Genomic DNA, 14,857 nt, shown 5'->3' with positions numbered 1-14,857 from the left:
GGAATGACAAACGTTGGGGAAATGTGTGCGTATCAAACTTCCATTTTCCAGCACTCATCTTCCGGTCAAATTATTTAGCCACCCAAACACTCACATTTCCTGCCGGAGCCGGAAAATTTCCCCAACCATTTTCATCGATCGTTACTTTTTCTTCAAACCTTCCCAACAAATCATAAAAAATTTTTCCAACATATCTATTGCCCATTTCCATTGGCTTTTCGTAGGCATCTTTATTGCTTAAAACAACCGCACAACCCGAATGTTCGTCGTCTCCTTCACGAGTCCAGCCAACGCAGTTTGTGTCTTCAAAATAATCTCGTTGTTCGCCGTAAGCATGATCTTTTCTGGCTTTTAAAAGTTCTTCAATTCCATCAACTTTATTTAAAAATATTTCCTGATCGTTGCCTTCCTTATCTTTATCAACATAATGTGCACCATACAAATCAGGATAAAAAACGCAAGGATAGCCGTCTTTTCTCAACAAAATCAAAACATAAGCGATTGGTTTAAACCATTCTTCAACAGGCGCTTCCAAATCCTGCAAAGGTTGTGTATCATGATTATCCACCAAACTCACCGAATGAAGCGGATCTGCTTGGGTAAGGCTTCCATCAAAGATTTTACTTAAATCATAAGAATCTCCTTCTCTGGATGCATTGTGAAAATTGTTTTGCAAAGAACTGTCAAATAAACTCATGCAACCCTCAGTCACTTCAATATATTTTTGGAGTAAATTCAAATATCCGGGAGCCCAATATTCGCCTACAGCAAAAATGTTTTTTCCTGAATTGGAGCGGAGTAGGGTGATCCATTCTTTGTAAAAATCAAAGGAAATATGTTTTAAAGCGTCGAGTCTTACTCCATCAAAATCGGTCTGTTCAAAATACCATTTCGCCCAATTGTTCAGTTCTTCGCGTACGAAAGGGTTGCGATGCTCAATGTCGTTATACATCAAATAATCATAGTTCCCTTTTTCGTCGTCGATCATTTCTTCCCAGTCGGTTCCGTATTCGTTTTTAATTTTGAAAATATGAGAATCCATTCCCTCGGCATAGTCTACACCGCTGAAACAAGTGAAATTCCATTCGAAGTCTGAATATTTTTTATTTCTTCCGGGAAAGGTAAATTTTGTATAAGATTGAATTTCAATTTCTTCGGAAATTATTTTTTCGCGATTTTCCTCGTCTACTTTTACTGCCTTAAAAGTTTCGAGTTCGTCGCCGCCACCTTTGTGCCCCAAAACAATATCAACAATAATTTTAATATTTTTCTCTTTAAGCGCTTTTATGGCTTTTAAATAATCGTCTTTTGTGCCGTATTTTGTTGGGATTGTTCCTTTTTGATCAAATTCTCCGAGATCGTAAAGATCGTAGGTATCATATCCGATCGAATATCCTCCGCTTGTACCTTTGTATGCAGGTGGAAACCAGATTGTTGTGATTCCTAAATCAGATAAATATTGTGCTTGTGTTTCGGCTTCTTTCCAGAGCTTTCCTTCTCCTTCCGAATACCAGTGGAAGAATTGAATCATCGTTTCATTCATAAATTGTAAAATTTGGTTACTACAATGTAGTGAAAATTTTTCAACCACTGAACTTCAATTTCTTTAAACGAGATTTTTAGTTTAATGAATTGACTATGAATAAACAGAAAAATAATATTTTGGGATTTAATTATTCGTTTTCGAATTCTTTAAATGGTATTTTTAGTTGGACAGAAACCAATTTTTTTTCTTCTGTATTAAGATGAGAAAGAGACAATCCCAACAATCTTACTGGTTTATCGAAAGGGCGAAGTTCCCAAAGTTTTTTTCCAGTATTAAAATATTGCTCAATTGATGAAAAATATTCTTCTTTTGTAATGCTTCGTGTAAAAAGCGAGAAATCTTTATATTTAATTTTTAAAGTTAAAGATCTTCCGAGAATATTATTTTTCTGTAAACGCTGATGAAGCTCTTCGCTTAAGCTTTGTAATTTTTCGTTAACCTGCTGTTCATCAAAAAGGTCTTCAAAGAAAGTTCTTTCCACCGCAACGCTCTTTTGAATACGATGAGGTTTTACTTCAGAATTATGAATTCCACGAACGACATTGTAATAATACGCTCCAGATTTTCCGAACATTCTTGTTAGATCTTCAATGGATCTTTTCTTTAAATCTTTTCCTTTATAAATACCTAAACTAAACATTTTGTTAGCCGTAACCTTTCCGACACCGTAAAATTTTTCAACGGGTAATTCTTCCAGAAATCCTTCAATTTTATCGGGATGAATGGTTTTTTGTCCGTTGGGTTTATTAATATCAGAAGCTACTTTTGCTAAAAATTTATTCACTGAAATTCCGGCAGAAGCGGTCAATCCAGTTTCCTCGAAGATTTTCTGACGAATTTCTTTCGCAATCTGATTGGCAGATTCTATCCCTTTTTTATTTTCCGTAACATCTAAATAGGCTTCATCCAATGAAAGCGGTTCTACCAGATCGGTATATTCATGGAAAATTTCTCTAATTTTTCGCGAAATCTCTTTATAGCGGGGAAATCTAGGGGGAACAAAAATAAGATGCGGACATTTTTCTTTTGCCGTTTTACTCGGCATTGCAGAACGGACTCCGAATTTTCTGGCTTCATAACTCGCCGCGGAAACAACACCGCGATGTCCTCCTCCTACAGCAATGGGTTTTCCCTTTAATGCAGGATTATCATGCTGTTCCACGGAAGCATAAAATGCATCCATATCAACATGAATTATTTTGCGGATAGGAAAAGAAGAATCCATACCGCAAAGATATGGATTCCTGTATTTTTAATTATTTTCTTTTGACTTGAATTATTTTAATCGCAAGGCTACACAAAGATTGATAAGATTCAAATGTTTTTAAGATAAACAATGCTATTTCACTTATTTACTAAATACAATTGAATAAATTTGGTATTACCTTGTTAAGCGAAACACCATTGCATAACTTAAAAATAAATATCATTAATAGTAAAAAAGGCTTTGTTTTACTTTGCGATAAAAATAAAAATTATTTCAAAAGCTTATCAATAGTAGTTTGAATTTCAGGGTCTTCAGGAGAAATAGCGTAATATTTTGCAATGGCAGATTTTTGATCAATCACCATATATCTCGGAATCCAATTAAGATCAACGTAATTATTGAAATCATTTTTCCAGCCGGAAGCGAACCAATAATTTTCTTTGTCTTTCATTTCAAATCTTTCTAGACTTCTATCGAAACCTTCTTTAGAACTGTCTAACGAGAGGAAAACAAAATCAATATTTTTATTGTTTTCTTCTAATTCTTTGGCTTTGGGAAGGGCTTTCAAGCAATCTCTGCACCAACCTGCCCAAAAATCAATCACTAAAACTTTTCCTTTATGTTGATCTAAAATTTGCTGAATTGTAATGCTTTTCCCTTCTTCATCTTCCAGTTTTTGGTTTAGTGCTTCTTTAGAAAAGCTAGTTTTATTCGTATCTGGAACTTTTTGCGAGCAGCCTAATCCAAAAATACTTAACGTAAGAATTAATAATAACTTTCTCATTTCTTCAATTTCATTTTATGCAAATCTAAACAATGAAATGCAATTAGGGATTTATTTTTGATGATTTAGTAAAAATTTATGAGATTGAGGATTTCTATTGAGTTCAGGTTTTAATAGAGATGACCTTAATATTTAGCAATATTCAAAGCATTTGTCATCTAGGCACGAATATTTCCATACTATTTTTCTAATACTATATTTAGATCCTGTTAGGATGAGAAACGGAAAATAATTTATAATAAAAAAGTAGAGAATAATTTAAACTAAAATCTATGAATAATTTTTCACCAGACCTTTTACAACAGTAATCACATTCGGCATTGCTTTATTGGCAGCATTCAAAACTTCCTCGTGAGAAACAGAATGCGCAATATCCGGTCCGCCCAGATCTGTAATAATAGAAATTCCGAAAACATCCATTCCCATATGTTTGGCAACGATTACTTCAGGAACGGTGCTCATTCCGACCATGTCACCGCCCATAGCTTTAATCATGCCGTACTCTGCGGGAGTTTCGAAAGTTGGCCCTTGAAGAGCAAGATAAACACCCTGATGAATTTTAATATTGTTTTCTGAAGCAGCTTTTTCGGCAACTGAAATCATTTTTCTGTTGTAAGGTTCGCTCATATCAACAAATCGAGGACCGAAAGAATCGATGTTTTTGCCACGAAGCGGATGTTCGGGCATCATGTTGATGTGGTCTTTTATAATTGCGATATCTGCAACGTTATAATTTCTATTAATACCACCGGAAGCATTAGAAAGAATCAAATTTTTGATTCCTAATAAATGAAAAACACGAATCGGGAAAACTACCGTTTCAATGGAATGCCCTTCGTAGTAATGAAAACGGCCACTCATCATCAAGACTTTTTTACCTTCAAGAATTCCGTAAATAAGCTTTCCACCATGACCGGCAACTGTCGTCTGAGGAAAGTGTGGAATTTCAGGATATTCCAAAGTGTGAATTGCTTCAACTTCTTCCTGCAATTTTCCTAATCCCGAACCAAGAACAATCGCGAAATCAGGGGTTTCTTTAATGATGTTTTTAATAAACTCGGCGGTTTGCTTAATTTTTTCTAACATAATCTAAGATGATTTGATTGAATTCTTCCTTTCTATCAATAATCACATTGATAGGCCAGTAGTAAACAATGTCTCTAAGATAGTCAAAAGTTTTAAGACGAACGTAGTCTTTTTCGGTGGTTAAGATTAATTTATATTCACCTAATTTCTTATATTCTGCAACGATATTTTTGATATCCGCATCTGTAAAATTATGATGATCCCTGAATTTTAAATGCTTTACCCTTTGCGAAAACTTCGCAAGATGCGTCAGTAAAGGTTTCGGATTGGCGATTCCTGTGATTAAAAGAATGTCGTAATAATTCAGGTTGTTATCGGGAAGCATTTTTTCTCTTCCGTAGACATTTTCGTCGTATCCGATGGATGAAAAGAATACTTTTTGGGTACGATCCGGACGTATTCTGGAAATATAATATTGTTTGGTTTCCTCCGTTAATTCATCAGGACATTTGCTCACCATGACGATGTCTGCTCTTTTGGATCCCGCTCTGGATTCTCTCAAATCTCCTGCAGGAAGAAGATGATCTTTAAAATAAGGATCATTAAAATCCGTCATCATAATATTAAATCCTGGTTTGATGGCTCTGTGCTGCATCGCATCGTCCAACACCAGAACATCAAGATCCATATCATCGATTACTTTCTTTGCTCCGGGAACTCTTTCTTCGGAAACGGCGATCACAAAACGGTTTTTGAAACGTTCGAATAATTGCATCGCTTCATCGCCTACCATTTTATAGTTGCTTTCGTAGTTGGTGACGGCGTAACCTTTGGTCAGTCTTCCATAACCTCGGGAAAGTACTCCTGTTCTGTAATGTTTGGATAAAAACTGAGCAAGATACATCACCATGGGTGATTTTCCGCTTCCGCCCACAGAAAGGTTTCCGACACAGATTATCGGAGTTTTGAATTTCGTTGATTTAAAGATTCCCAGATCATACATTGTGTTTCGGATACCCGTTACCATGTGATAGCCGAGGGAAAAAGGATAGAGGTACCATCTTTTCATACGTTTGCAAAAATAGGAAATTTCGCATGGATTTTACTTAATATGGTAGCTACTTTTCAATATTTATTTTAAAAATTCGATTATTGATTATCATTAAATTAAAGTATTTTTGTAGAGTTATTTTATTACATTGAGGTATTTTATTGAATTTTCCTACAACGGCAAGAATTATTTCGGCTACCAGATCCAGCCGAATGCGATTTCCGTGCAGGAAGAACTGGAAAAGGCACTTTCCACGATTTTAAGAGAAGAAATTAAAACAACGGGAGCGGGAAGAACCGACACCGGAGTTCATGCGAAAAAGATTTTTGCACATTTTGATACAGAAAAAGTATTGGGCAATGAGCTTTCAAGAAGACTGAACAGTTTTCTTCCGGCAGATATTTCCATTAAAAGAATTTTTCCTGTTAAGGCTGATTTTCATGCAAGATTTGATGCAACTTTCAGAACATATGAATATTATATTTCTCTGGAAAAAAATCCGTTTACCGAAGAATCGGCGTGGCAACACTGGAGAAAGCCTTTAGATATTAATAAAATGAATGAAGCCTGTAAAATTCTATTTGAATATGAAGATTTTACAAGTTTCGCAAAACTACATACCGACAACAAAACCAACCTTTGTAAAATGTACAAAGCAGAATGGGAACAAAACGGAAGCGAACTGAAATTCACGGTTTCGGCGAATCGTTTTTTAAGAAATATGGTGAGAGCGATTGTCGGAACAATGGTAGAAATCGGTTCAGGAAAATTAAAACCTGAAGATTTACGAAAAGTAATCGAAGATAAGCATCGTAATTCAGCAGGAACTTCTGCACCGGCTCATGGATTATATTTGGTGGATGTTGGGTATGATTTTGATTGATATTTAAACACAAATGTCACAAATAATACCACGAATATTCACTAATAATTTGAAAATTGCTTTAAATAGATTTGTGTTATTTGTGAAAAAATTAGTGTAAGTGTTTAAACAAAAAACAAAAAACCATGGATGAAATCGAAAAACTAGCCTTTGCCCTCAATCATTTTGCCGGACTTACGGAAGAAGATTTTAAACTGTCTGAAGATTGCTGGCTTCCCAAAAGTTACAAAAAAGGAGATTTTTATAATCTTCGCGGAACAGTTTGCACCTATTTCGGATTTATTGTAGATGGTGTTTTCCGTTCTTACACAATCGACGAAAAAACAGGCGAGGAGAAAAATGTTTTCCTGTATTCTGCCAATGGTTTTGTGGTTTCTTTTAAAAGTTTTATCAATCAGATACCCTGCGATTATCATACACAGGCTTTGACGGATGCTTCTATCATTTATATTAGGTATACAGATTTGCTCGGGCTTTATCATCAGTCGCACCGATGGGAAAAGTTTGGAAGGCTTCTCGCGCAGGAAGCGTTTAATATTACGATGTCTAGGATTGAAGGATTTATTTTAAAATCCCCTGAAGAACGCTATTTAGACCTTATCAAACAGCATCCGGATATTTTTAACAATGTTCCGTTGTATCATATTTCCTCTTATTTAGGAATTCAGGGACCGTCTCTTAGCAGAATACGGAAAAGAATTTCGGGCAAGTAATACGATTTTAACCAAGGTTAAAATTATCCTCATTTAATTCGCGGAACTTTGTCTCATAATTTAAAACCAATAAAAAATAAAAGTTATGAAAACAAAAACTATCGTATTAATTCATGGATTATTTGTGAACAATACAAGCTGGAAAGAATGGAAAACTTATTTCGAAGCACAGGGTTACACCGTACATACACCTGCAAATCCGGGACACGCCGGAAATCCTGTTGATCTAAAGAAAAATATTCCCGCAGATCTGAAAGATGTAGGATTTGATGATGTAGTAAAATATTTATCAACATTTATCGATACCCTTCCGGAAAAACCAATTATTATTGGTCATTCATTCGGCGGATTGATGGTTCAGAAATTAATTGATATGGGGAAAGCGGTTGCCGGAGTAAGCATCGACGGCGCTCCTCCAAAAAATGTAATGGCTCCTTTTTCTACCGTGAAAATCGTTTGGCCTGTTGTAAATTTCTTTAAAGGAAACACCGTATTTATGGGTTCTAAAGAATGGTATCACAAAGCATTTTTCAATAATTATTCTAAAGAAGAAAGCGATAAATTATATGAAACCGTTGCTGCTCCTGAAAGCAGAAAACTGGCAAAAGATCCTTTATTTAAATCTTCCGCTAAATTAGATTTAAAGAAACCTCACGAACCATTATTGTTTATCGCAGGCCAGAACGATCATATTTTCCCAGCCGAATTTTCAAGAAAGATTGCCGGAGCCTATAAAGATAAAAACAGCATCGTAGATTTTAAAGTATTCCCCGGAAGAAGTCACTTTATTGCTGGTGAAAAAAACTGGGAAGAAGTTGCAGGATACGTTTTGGAATGGCTGAAAAAAGTAAATTAATAAATATTTTTCTTTAAAATCGAACCTTCAAAGTTTTCAAAACCTTGAAGGTTTCGCTATCTGTAAAAACCATCTACTCCATAAATAACACCGATCAGAATTTTTCATCACGAATTCATAAAGTTGTAAAGGCAGACAAATTATAAAGTCTTATTTTTGCATAGAATTTTATTTAATTCTTTTCTTCAATTCGTACAATGAAAAAACAAGATACCTGGGGAATTGTAAAGAGGCTGTTCTTTATCGGAATGAAGTTTCGTTCTTGGTTCATCCTTACTTTAGTCATCTCCATCATACTGGCAATGGTTTCCACGTACAGACCTTATCTTACTATGGAAGTGGTGGATAACGACATCACCAAACTGAAAGATAAAGCTCTGATGATGAAGCATATCTACATTTTGGTAGGTTTGGTGTTTGCGGAAACTGTTTTAAACTTTTTCTTGGTGTATTTCTCCAATTATATTTCACAAAATGTAATTCGTGATATACGAGAAAGGTTATATAATAAACTGATTTATTTCAAGACTTCATTTTTCGATAAAACTCCGATCGGGCAATTGGTAACAAGAGCGGTTGGTGACGTTGAAACCATCGCAACGGTTTATACAGACGGATTCCTGATGGTTTTCGGGGATGTACTGAGAATTGTTTTCGTTTTGGTAATGATGTTCAGTACAAACGTTCACCTGAGTTATATTACGTTGGCAATTTTACCTTTAATGGTTGTAATCACAAGATTCTTTCAGAAAAGATTGAAAACGGCTTTCGGAGACGAAAGAAACTGGACGTCTAATCAAAACTCTTTTGTTCAGGAAAGATTGGCGGGAATGCCAATTATCCAAGTATTCAACAGACAGGAATCTGAGTTTAAAAAATTTGATGATATTAATATTACATTAAAAGGAGCTTTGCTGAGAACGGTTTTTATCTTCTCATTGTTCTTTCCTGTGGTTGAATTAATTTCGTCACTTTTCATCGGATTTATTCTTTTCTACGGAGGTTATATCACGATCAGTGCGGGAGTTGTGATTGCATTTATTCAATATATTTCGATGTTGATTCGTCCTTTGAGACAGATCGCAGATCGATTTAACAATATTCAGAGAGGAATTGTAGGAGCTGAAAGAGTTTTGGGATTAATGGATGAAGACAATGCAATGCCTAATACCGGAAAAGTAGAAAAAGATCACTTTGACGGAAAAATTGAATTTAAAAATGTTCATTTTGCCTACGATGAAAAGCAGGAAGTTTTAAAAGGAATCGATTTTAAAGTGAATCCTGGAGAAACTGTCGCGATCGTTGGAGCAACCGGAGCCGGAAAATCTACAATTATTAGCTTGATTACAAGATTGTACGATATCAATTCAGGAAATATTTTAATCGATGATGTGGATTTGAAAGATTATGAACTGTATAATTTAAGAAGCCACATCGGAGTCGTATTGCAGGACGTTTTCTTATTTCACGGAAGTATTTTTGAAAACCTTGCTTTTGGTGACGAAACCATTACTTTAGATAAAATAAAAGCCGGAGCAAAAGAAATTGAAGTAGATGAATTTATCGAAAGTCTTCCTGGTGGTTACGATTATGTCGTAAGCGAGAGAGGTTCATCGATTTCTTTGGGACAGAGACAATTACTGTCCTTCCTGAGAGCTTATTTATCCGATCCGAAGATTTTAATTTTAGATGAAGCGACATCTTCCATCGACCACGAAAGTGAAAAATTAATCCAAAGAGCGACTGAGAAGATTACGAAAAACAGAACGTCCATTATCATTGCGCACAGACTTTCTACCATCGAAAAAGCAGATAAGATCATCGTAATGGAGCATGGTAAAATCGTTGAAGAAGGAAAACATTTGGAACTTCTTGATAAAAACGGATATTATTCTACTTTATATAAAGCTCAGTTGAGACATGAAATAGAATTGGAAGAGGAAGAAAAATAATCTTATTAGTTCAATTAAATAAAATTAAAAAAGTAGTTTGTAAATTTCAAACTACTTTTTGTTTATTCAAGATTTTGCCAGGCAGATTTTCCGTCTTTTGTAATTTGAAGGATTGCAAATAATACTCCAACTCCCACCAAACCTATTAGCGACTGAACAATTCCAAAATTTATATTAATATTAATTATCAGAGCACAGATTCCTGTGACTGTAAATCCCCAAAAACCAATTTTTTTCCACTGTAGAAGCATTCCTGCAAAAACTGCATTGGCTAAAGCAAGTAAGCCTAATAAATAAATCATTAGCGGAGATGCATCTGGAGCACTTTCACGAATTCGATCATTGGCAAGAAGATACAGAAGTGCTGTAAGTGAGTTTCCAAGAATAATTAATACAAGCCATGCTGTAACACAGCCGTGTCTTTCTTTGTTGTAGTTGTAATTTTGATTCATGAATTAATGATTTTTGTTAAAACTACAAAAAAAAATAGCTTTATCAATCAAACATTTTCCCATAAAACTTGCTTACATTGAAGTACATTCCTGGAATTTTGTATTTATCTTTTTCAAATTGCTGATAATCACATTTTCCATCAAAACTTTGTGATTTTGATTCCAGCTCAAACATATTCATCAAAACATATTCGTGGGTAACGGAAATGACATGGAAGCCTGTTTCGCATTTCAGTCCGTCTCCGGAAGAGAGAATTGCACCCAAAAGCCCATGAAGATTTCTTGAGATTTTTTTTGCTGTATTATCATCATTATTCAAATGATTCAGATACGCAAAATAATTCATCGCACGCATATCCAAAGGGTTTTCATCCAGTGCTTCTTTGAAAAGTTTAATTCCTCTTGGAAGATCCTTTTCAGTAATATTTTCACCACTTAAAAATTTTTGCATTTCATCCATTTTCTTACTTATTTTATAAGGTTTGTAATCGGGTTGAAATATTTGTCCGAAGTATAAATGACGATACTGTTCTGCTGTCATCACTGTATCGTTTTCCTTTAGTTGCTTTAAAAGATTAGGATAATAAAATTCTGATTTTTTGTTCTCAATATTTTTATGAATTAAATCATAATCAGGAGCTTTAAATTCCGGTTTCTGTGCATGGAAAATATTAATTAAAATTATAAGTAGTAATGTAAAAAATCCTTTGTTGTTCATGGTTTTAATAGTTTTCTTGTAATTTTTCTAAACGTGAAAAATATGAATTGCGTATGTTTATTGTAAAATTAATTTCATATTTTAAAATAAATTGCAAAAATGTTAACGAAATGTTATATTTGTATTGATAAATTTATTAACTTTAATGAGAAATTAAACATCACCCCTATAAAATGGTAGGGTGTTTGATATAAAAAGATAAATTTTCTAATTAAATCCAAAAATATAGATGAAGAATATCCACGACGAATTTCAAGTTTTTAAAGACGAACTGAGAAAATTGAACATTGATGTACAAAAAGTAGTGAAAGTAGGAAACGGAAGCATGGATTTCCATGAGGTTTTTTACAAATCGCCGCGGTACGAGGAAGTGAAGAGTGTATATGTTCAGCGTCATAATCTGGACAATATTCTTGCAAAGTTCAAGCAAGCTTATCATTAAATAAAAAAATGCGGCTCAGGAAAACCTGAGCCGCATTTTTTTAGGTATATCAATTAAGATCAATCTTTATCCAAAGTTGAGGTTTCTTTTGTGTCTTTCATTCTTGCGTATACTACGAACGAAAAGAAAATACAGGCGGTAATGTACCAGTAAAAATAATGCTCAACATTTTCCTGCTTAAACCAAAGTGCAAGATATTCTGCAGTTCCTCCAAAAATGGCCACCGTCAAAGCATAAGGTAATCCAACACCCAGAGCTCTAACTTCTGAGGGGAAAAGTTCGGCTTTCACCACGGCGTTGATGGAGGTATAGCCGCTCACAATAATTAAAGAGGACATGATTAAGAAAAATGCACCCCACATGGATGTTGTATGGCTCAAAGCATTTAATAAAGGATAAGTACAAAGCGTTCCCAAAATCCCGAAACTTAAAAGCAAAGGTCTTCTTCCGATTTTATCCGACAAAGCTCCGAAAACAGGCTGTAGGCAAGCGAAAATAAATAATGAAATAAAGGAAATTAACGTAGATTCTTCTTTTGTAAGATGAACCGTATTCACTAAAAATTTTTGCATGTATGTGGTGTAAGTATAAAAGGCAAGGGTTCCGCCCAGAGTCAATCCAACAACCGTCAATAATGCTTTTGGATGCTTTAATAATTCCGAAATCGATCCTTTCTTTTTTTCGCTAATGTCTTTTTTATTTTCAAAAGCTTCGGTTTCGTGAAGGTTAGCTCTTAAATATAATGCGATCACAGAAAGCAAAGCTCCGAACACGAAAGGGATTCTCCATCCCCAATCTTCGAGTTGAGCTTCTGTTAATAACAATTTTTGTAAAATTAGCTGGATTCCCAAAGCGATCAATTGTCCGCCAATCAGCGTTACATATTGAAAGCTGGAATAAAATCCACGTCGGTCGTTGGTTGCCATTTCGCTGAGGTAAGTTGCAGAAACGCCATATTCGCCGCCAACGCTCAAGCCTTGTAATAATCTTGCAATCAACAATAATAATGGTGCTAAAACGCCAATTGTTTTATAAGTTGGAGTTAAGGCGATTAATAAAGATCCGAATGACATTAATAAAACAGACAGCGTCATCGCTTTTTTTCTCCCGATTCTATCGGCAATGCTTCCGAAAAGCCATCCTCCGACTGGTCGCATCAAGAAACCGACTGCAAAAATTCCTGCTGTATTCAGCAATTGAGCGGTAAGATCCGAATCCGGAAAAAAAGAGTGCGAAAAGTAAATAGCAAACGCTGCATAGGCATACCAATCGTACCATTCTACCAAGTTTCCGATTGATCCGCCGACAATAGCTTTGATTCTTTGGGCGGTGGTGATTTGTGAAGTGTTCATGAATTTAATAATTAACCTTTACCAAAAAGCTTTTTAATCTTACCCAAAAATCCTGAATCAGATTTTTGTACAGTGGAATTTAATTTCGTGGATTCCTTAACAGGTTTCTGTTCGTGATTATTGTAATGAGCTTCTTCTTTTTGAATATTCTCGCTAAGATCCTTTGCGGCTGGACTTTCGTTGATATGAACTCTTTTGGGCTCTTCAATTTTTTGTCCTGTTAATCTTTCGAAATGCTCTTTTGCCAGATTATGAATTGCGATTTCACTTTCGGGTCTTTCGTCTGTGTAAGAAATTTCAGGGAAAAGCCCACTGCTTAATTTTACCGATTCACTTTCAAAATCATTCATAATTCCCTGATAAATTCTGATTGCGGTTTCAGTTTCTCCTACACTTTCATAAGAACTACCGAACTGAAGCATATCTTCTCCAATTTGATATTTCTCAATAGTATGTCCTATACAATTGCTTATTCTGGCTTTTGCAGCAGCTAAATTAGCAATCGCTTTTTTCTGATCAGAATCATTTTTTAAAATTTCAATAAGCTCTTGTATTCTGTCTCTAAGAATGGGATCAACTTTGTAGATATGTTCGATGTGTGATAAATTCAAACCTTTATTCATCGCATTTTCTGCCATAAGCTGAATAAAACCACTCATTTTAAAGGTTAATTCTACCAGCATGTGCAGAAATTTTTGTAGATATTCTTTATCAATTGTTGAAGTTTGAAGTGCTTTGTAAATTTCAAAACCTTCCAAAAATTCTTCCTGATATTTATCTGCATCAAAAGTTTCCGAATCAACTGCTACTATACTATCTCCATTTAAGATTTGGAGGAAATAGGTATGAATTTTTAAGTCTTTTGAATGATGTAGAATTTCTTTTAATTCCTCAAATTTATTTTGTTTAATTAAATCAATCATGTTGCCAAGATACAAATTTCAACAAAATAAAAACCGTCCTCAAAAGAACGGCTTTTAAAAAATATTTAAATAAAATATTAAAATCTATATCCAAGCGAAACCCCGCTTCTGAAACCAATCCAAGGACCATCCACTTTTACAACAGCTCCATTAGCATTGGTTTCTACGGTATAATTTATATAAGGAATATCAAGATCCTCAATCTCTTTTTTCAGCTGAGCCTGCATATCGGGCGTTAAAACAACATCGCTGGTCATCGTAAAATCACCTTGTCCTTTTCCGTAATGTGCTCCTGCAATCCATAAATCGAGCACTAAATTTCTACTTGTTGTAAGGAAAAACTGAACTCCGACCATCACTCCGCCACTGTGTGCGCTTGTATTTCCATTGCCTTTGACCGGAATTTGATACGTTGTTCCGCTAAAAGTATAATCATAATAAAAATCAAAAGTATTGGATGTTATTTTTGAATATCGGTAATAAGGAGCTACATAAAATCCTTTTCCGTAACCTGCTCCGAGATAAAATCTAGGTTCGATGGTGAAATTGAAAGATTTTACTTCAAGATTCTGAAATCTTTTTTCATCCGCATCACTCAAAAAAGCGTTGATAAAAGGAACTTTTCCTTCCGGCATGGCTCCAAAGCCCATATTTACGGAAAACCATTGATTGAAAGCTCTTTCATAAGAAAGATTGATATTTCTGAAAGCATAAGCTGTAACGTTCGTTTTAATGATATTCATCTTTTCCGAAGATTCAGCGCCTGATGTTTCCTGTGCATTTATTCCTGAAAAAACAAAACAGGGAAGTAGAATGAGGTATTTTTTCATGATTTTATATTTTAAGATGGGTGTGTTTCATAAGTGAGTACAAAAAACGGGCAAAGATGAAAAATTTACATTTTTTAATAAAAAAATAATTTTCTGTTTACTAGTTAATTACAATTTAATTA

Annotated in this window: 14 protein-coding genes; 4 read left to right on the top strand and 10 right to left on the bottom strand. The window is 34.7% G+C overall.

Annotated elements, in window-relative coordinates; translation table 11 throughout:
• Nucleotides 1-70: 70 nt before the first annotated feature.
• From ACKX2A_RS08555 to lpxK, 5 genes are all read right to left on the bottom strand, one after another.
• Nucleotides 71-1,543: an alpha-amylase gene (locus ACKX2A_RS08555; protein WP_415328951.1), complete on the bottom strand. Its 1,473-nt coding sequence runs from the start codon at nucleotides 1,541-1,543 to the stop codon at nucleotides 71-73.
• Between the two features lie 130 nt (nucleotides 1,544-1,673).
• Complete coding sequence (gene dinB / locus ACKX2A_RS08550; protein WP_415328950.1) at nucleotides 1,674-2,771, bottom strand: DNA polymerase IV; 1,098 nt, start codon at nucleotides 2,769-2,771, stop codon at nucleotides 1,674-1,676.
• A gap of 250 nt (nucleotides 2,772-3,021) precedes the next feature.
• Complete coding sequence (locus ACKX2A_RS08545; RefSeq protein ID WP_415328949.1) at nucleotides 3,022-3,537, bottom strand: TlpA family protein disulfide reductase; 516 nt, start codon at nucleotides 3,535-3,537, stop codon at nucleotides 3,022-3,024.
• 270 nt (nucleotides 3,538-3,807) lie between these two features.
• Entirely contained in the window at nucleotides 3,808-4,623 is an 816-nt protein-coding gene (locus ACKX2A_RS08540; RefSeq protein WP_415328948.1) for a purine-nucleoside phosphorylase, read from the bottom strand.
• Complete coding sequence (gene lpxK / locus ACKX2A_RS08535) at nucleotides 4,607-5,632, bottom strand: tetraacyldisaccharide 4'-kinase (protein WP_415328947.1); 1,026 nt, start codon at nucleotides 5,630-5,632, stop codon at nucleotides 4,607-4,609. Before lpxK ends, ACKX2A_RS08540 begins: the two co-directional genes overlap by 17 nt.
• 130 nt (nucleotides 5,633-5,762) lie before the next feature.
• On the opposite strand from lpxK, the gene truA reads away from it, so the two are divergent.
• The 4 genes from truA to ACKX2A_RS08515 all read left to right on the top strand — a co-directional run bounded on the left by truA (nucleotide 5,763) and on the right by ACKX2A_RS08515 (nucleotide 10,018).
• Complete coding sequence (gene truA, locus ACKX2A_RS08530; RefSeq protein WP_415328946.1) at nucleotides 5,763-6,497, top strand: tRNA pseudouridine(38-40) synthase TruA; 735 nt, start codon at nucleotides 5,763-5,765, stop codon at nucleotides 6,495-6,497.
• A 125-nt stretch (nucleotides 6,498-6,622) separates the two neighbouring features.
• Nucleotides 6,623-7,210, top strand: coding sequence for a Crp/Fnr family transcriptional regulator (locus ACKX2A_RS08525; RefSeq protein ID WP_415328945.1), 588 nt, complete (start codon nucleotides 6,623-6,625; stop codon nucleotides 7,208-7,210).
• Nucleotides 7,211-7,295: 85 nt separating this feature from the next.
• The gene (locus ACKX2A_RS08520) at nucleotides 7,296-8,066 is read left to right on the top strand and encodes an alpha/beta hydrolase (protein ID WP_415328944.1); all 771 of its coding nucleotides are present in this window, start codon (nucleotides 7,296-7,298) and stop codon (nucleotides 8,064-8,066) included.
• Nucleotides 8,067-8,263: 197 nt separating this feature from the next.
• Complete coding sequence (locus ACKX2A_RS08515; RefSeq protein WP_415328943.1) at nucleotides 8,264-10,018, top strand: ABC transporter ATP-binding protein; 1,755 nt, start codon at nucleotides 8,264-8,266, stop codon at nucleotides 10,016-10,018.
• Nucleotides 10,019-10,080: 62 nt separating this feature from the next.
• Here ACKX2A_RS08515 and ACKX2A_RS08510 read toward each other — a convergent pair whose 3' ends face one another.
• The 5 genes from ACKX2A_RS08510 to ACKX2A_RS08490 form a co-directional block, all read right to left on the bottom strand.
• The gene (locus tag ACKX2A_RS08510; protein WP_415328942.1) at nucleotides 10,081-10,470 is read right to left on the bottom strand and encodes a hypothetical protein; all 390 of its coding nucleotides are present in this window, start codon (nucleotides 10,468-10,470) and stop codon (nucleotides 10,081-10,083) included.
• Nucleotides 10,471-10,513: 43 nt separating this feature from the next.
• A complete protein-coding gene (locus ACKX2A_RS08505; protein WP_415328941.1) occupies nucleotides 10,514-11,188 on the bottom strand; it encodes a DUF4919 domain-containing protein in 675 nt (224 codons plus the stop codon).
• A 501-nt stretch (nucleotides 11,189-11,689) separates the two neighbouring features.
• A complete protein-coding gene (locus ACKX2A_RS08500; RefSeq protein ID WP_415328940.1) occupies nucleotides 11,690-12,982 on the bottom strand; it encodes an MFS transporter in 1,293 nt (430 codons plus the stop codon).
• Nucleotides 12,983-12,993: 11 nt separating this feature from the next.
• Nucleotides 12,994-13,905 (bottom strand): hypothetical protein, encoded by a 912-nt coding sequence (locus ACKX2A_RS08495; RefSeq protein ID WP_415328939.1) that lies wholly within the window; start codon nucleotides 13,903-13,905, stop codon nucleotides 12,994-12,996.
• 77 nt (nucleotides 13,906-13,982) lie between these two features.
• Nucleotides 13,983-14,735: a DUF3575 domain-containing protein gene (locus tag ACKX2A_RS08490; RefSeq protein WP_415328938.1), complete on the bottom strand. Its 753-nt coding sequence runs from the start codon at nucleotides 14,733-14,735 to the stop codon at nucleotides 13,983-13,985.
• Between the last annotated feature and the right edge of the window lie 122 nt (nucleotides 14,736-14,857).

Origin of the sequence: Chryseobacterium sp. MMS23-Vi53 (assembly GCF_047651245.1) — a bacterium.
GTDB lineage: Bacteria > Bacteroidota > Bacteroidia > Flavobacteriales > Weeksellaceae > Chryseobacterium.
The sequence above is the reverse complement of the archived record's forward strand: the minus strand, read 5'-3'. Positions and strand labels throughout refer to the sequence as shown.

Bases quoted from the DNA above. Each gene is read 5' to 3' on its own strand.
- ACKX2A_RS08505 (WP_415328941.1), bottom strand. From the start codon at position 11,188: ATGAACAACAAAGGATTTTTTACATTACTACTTATAATTTTAATTAAT.
- dinB (WP_415328950.1), bottom strand. From the start codon at position 2,771: ATGGATTCTTCTTTTCCTATCCGCAAAATAATTCATGTTGATATGGAT.
- ACKX2A_RS08555 (WP_415328951.1), bottom strand. From the start codon at position 1,543: ATGAATGAAACGATGATTCAATTCTTCCACTGGTATTCGGAAGGAGAA.
- lpxK (WP_415328947.1), bottom strand. From the start codon at position 5,632: ATGAAAAGATGGTACCTCTATCCTTTTTCCCTCGGCTATCACATGGTA.
- ACKX2A_RS08545 (WP_415328949.1), bottom strand. From the start codon at position 3,537: ATGAGAAAGTTATTATTAATTCTTACGTTAAGTATTTTTGGATTAGGC.
- ACKX2A_RS08515 (WP_415328943.1), top strand. From the start codon at position 8,264: ATGAAAAAACAAGATACCTGGGGAATTGTAAAGAGGCTGTTCTTTATC.
- ACKX2A_RS08525 (WP_415328945.1), top strand. From the start codon at position 6,623: ATGGATGAAATCGAAAAACTAGCCTTTGCCCTCAATCATTTTGCCGGA.
- ACKX2A_RS08540 (WP_415328948.1), bottom strand. From the start codon at position 4,623: ATGTTAGAAAAAATTAAGCAAACCGCCGAGTTTATTAAAAACATCATT.
- ACKX2A_RS08495 (WP_415328939.1), bottom strand. From the start codon at position 13,905: ATGATTGATTTAATTAAACAAAATAAATTTGAGGAATTAAAAGAAATT.
- ACKX2A_RS08490 (WP_415328938.1), bottom strand. From the start codon at position 14,735: ATGAAAAAATACCTCATTCTACTTCCCTGTTTTGTTTTTTCAGGAATA.
- ACKX2A_RS08520 (WP_415328944.1), top strand. From the start codon at position 7,296: ATGAAAACAAAAACTATCGTATTAATTCATGGATTATTTGTGAACAAT.
- ACKX2A_RS08500 (WP_415328940.1), bottom strand. From the start codon at position 12,982: ATGAACACTTCACAAATCACCACCGCCCAAAGAATCAAAGCTATTGTC.
- ACKX2A_RS08510 (WP_415328942.1), bottom strand. From the start codon at position 10,470: ATGAATCAAAATTACAACTACAACAAAGAAAGACACGGCTGTGTTACA.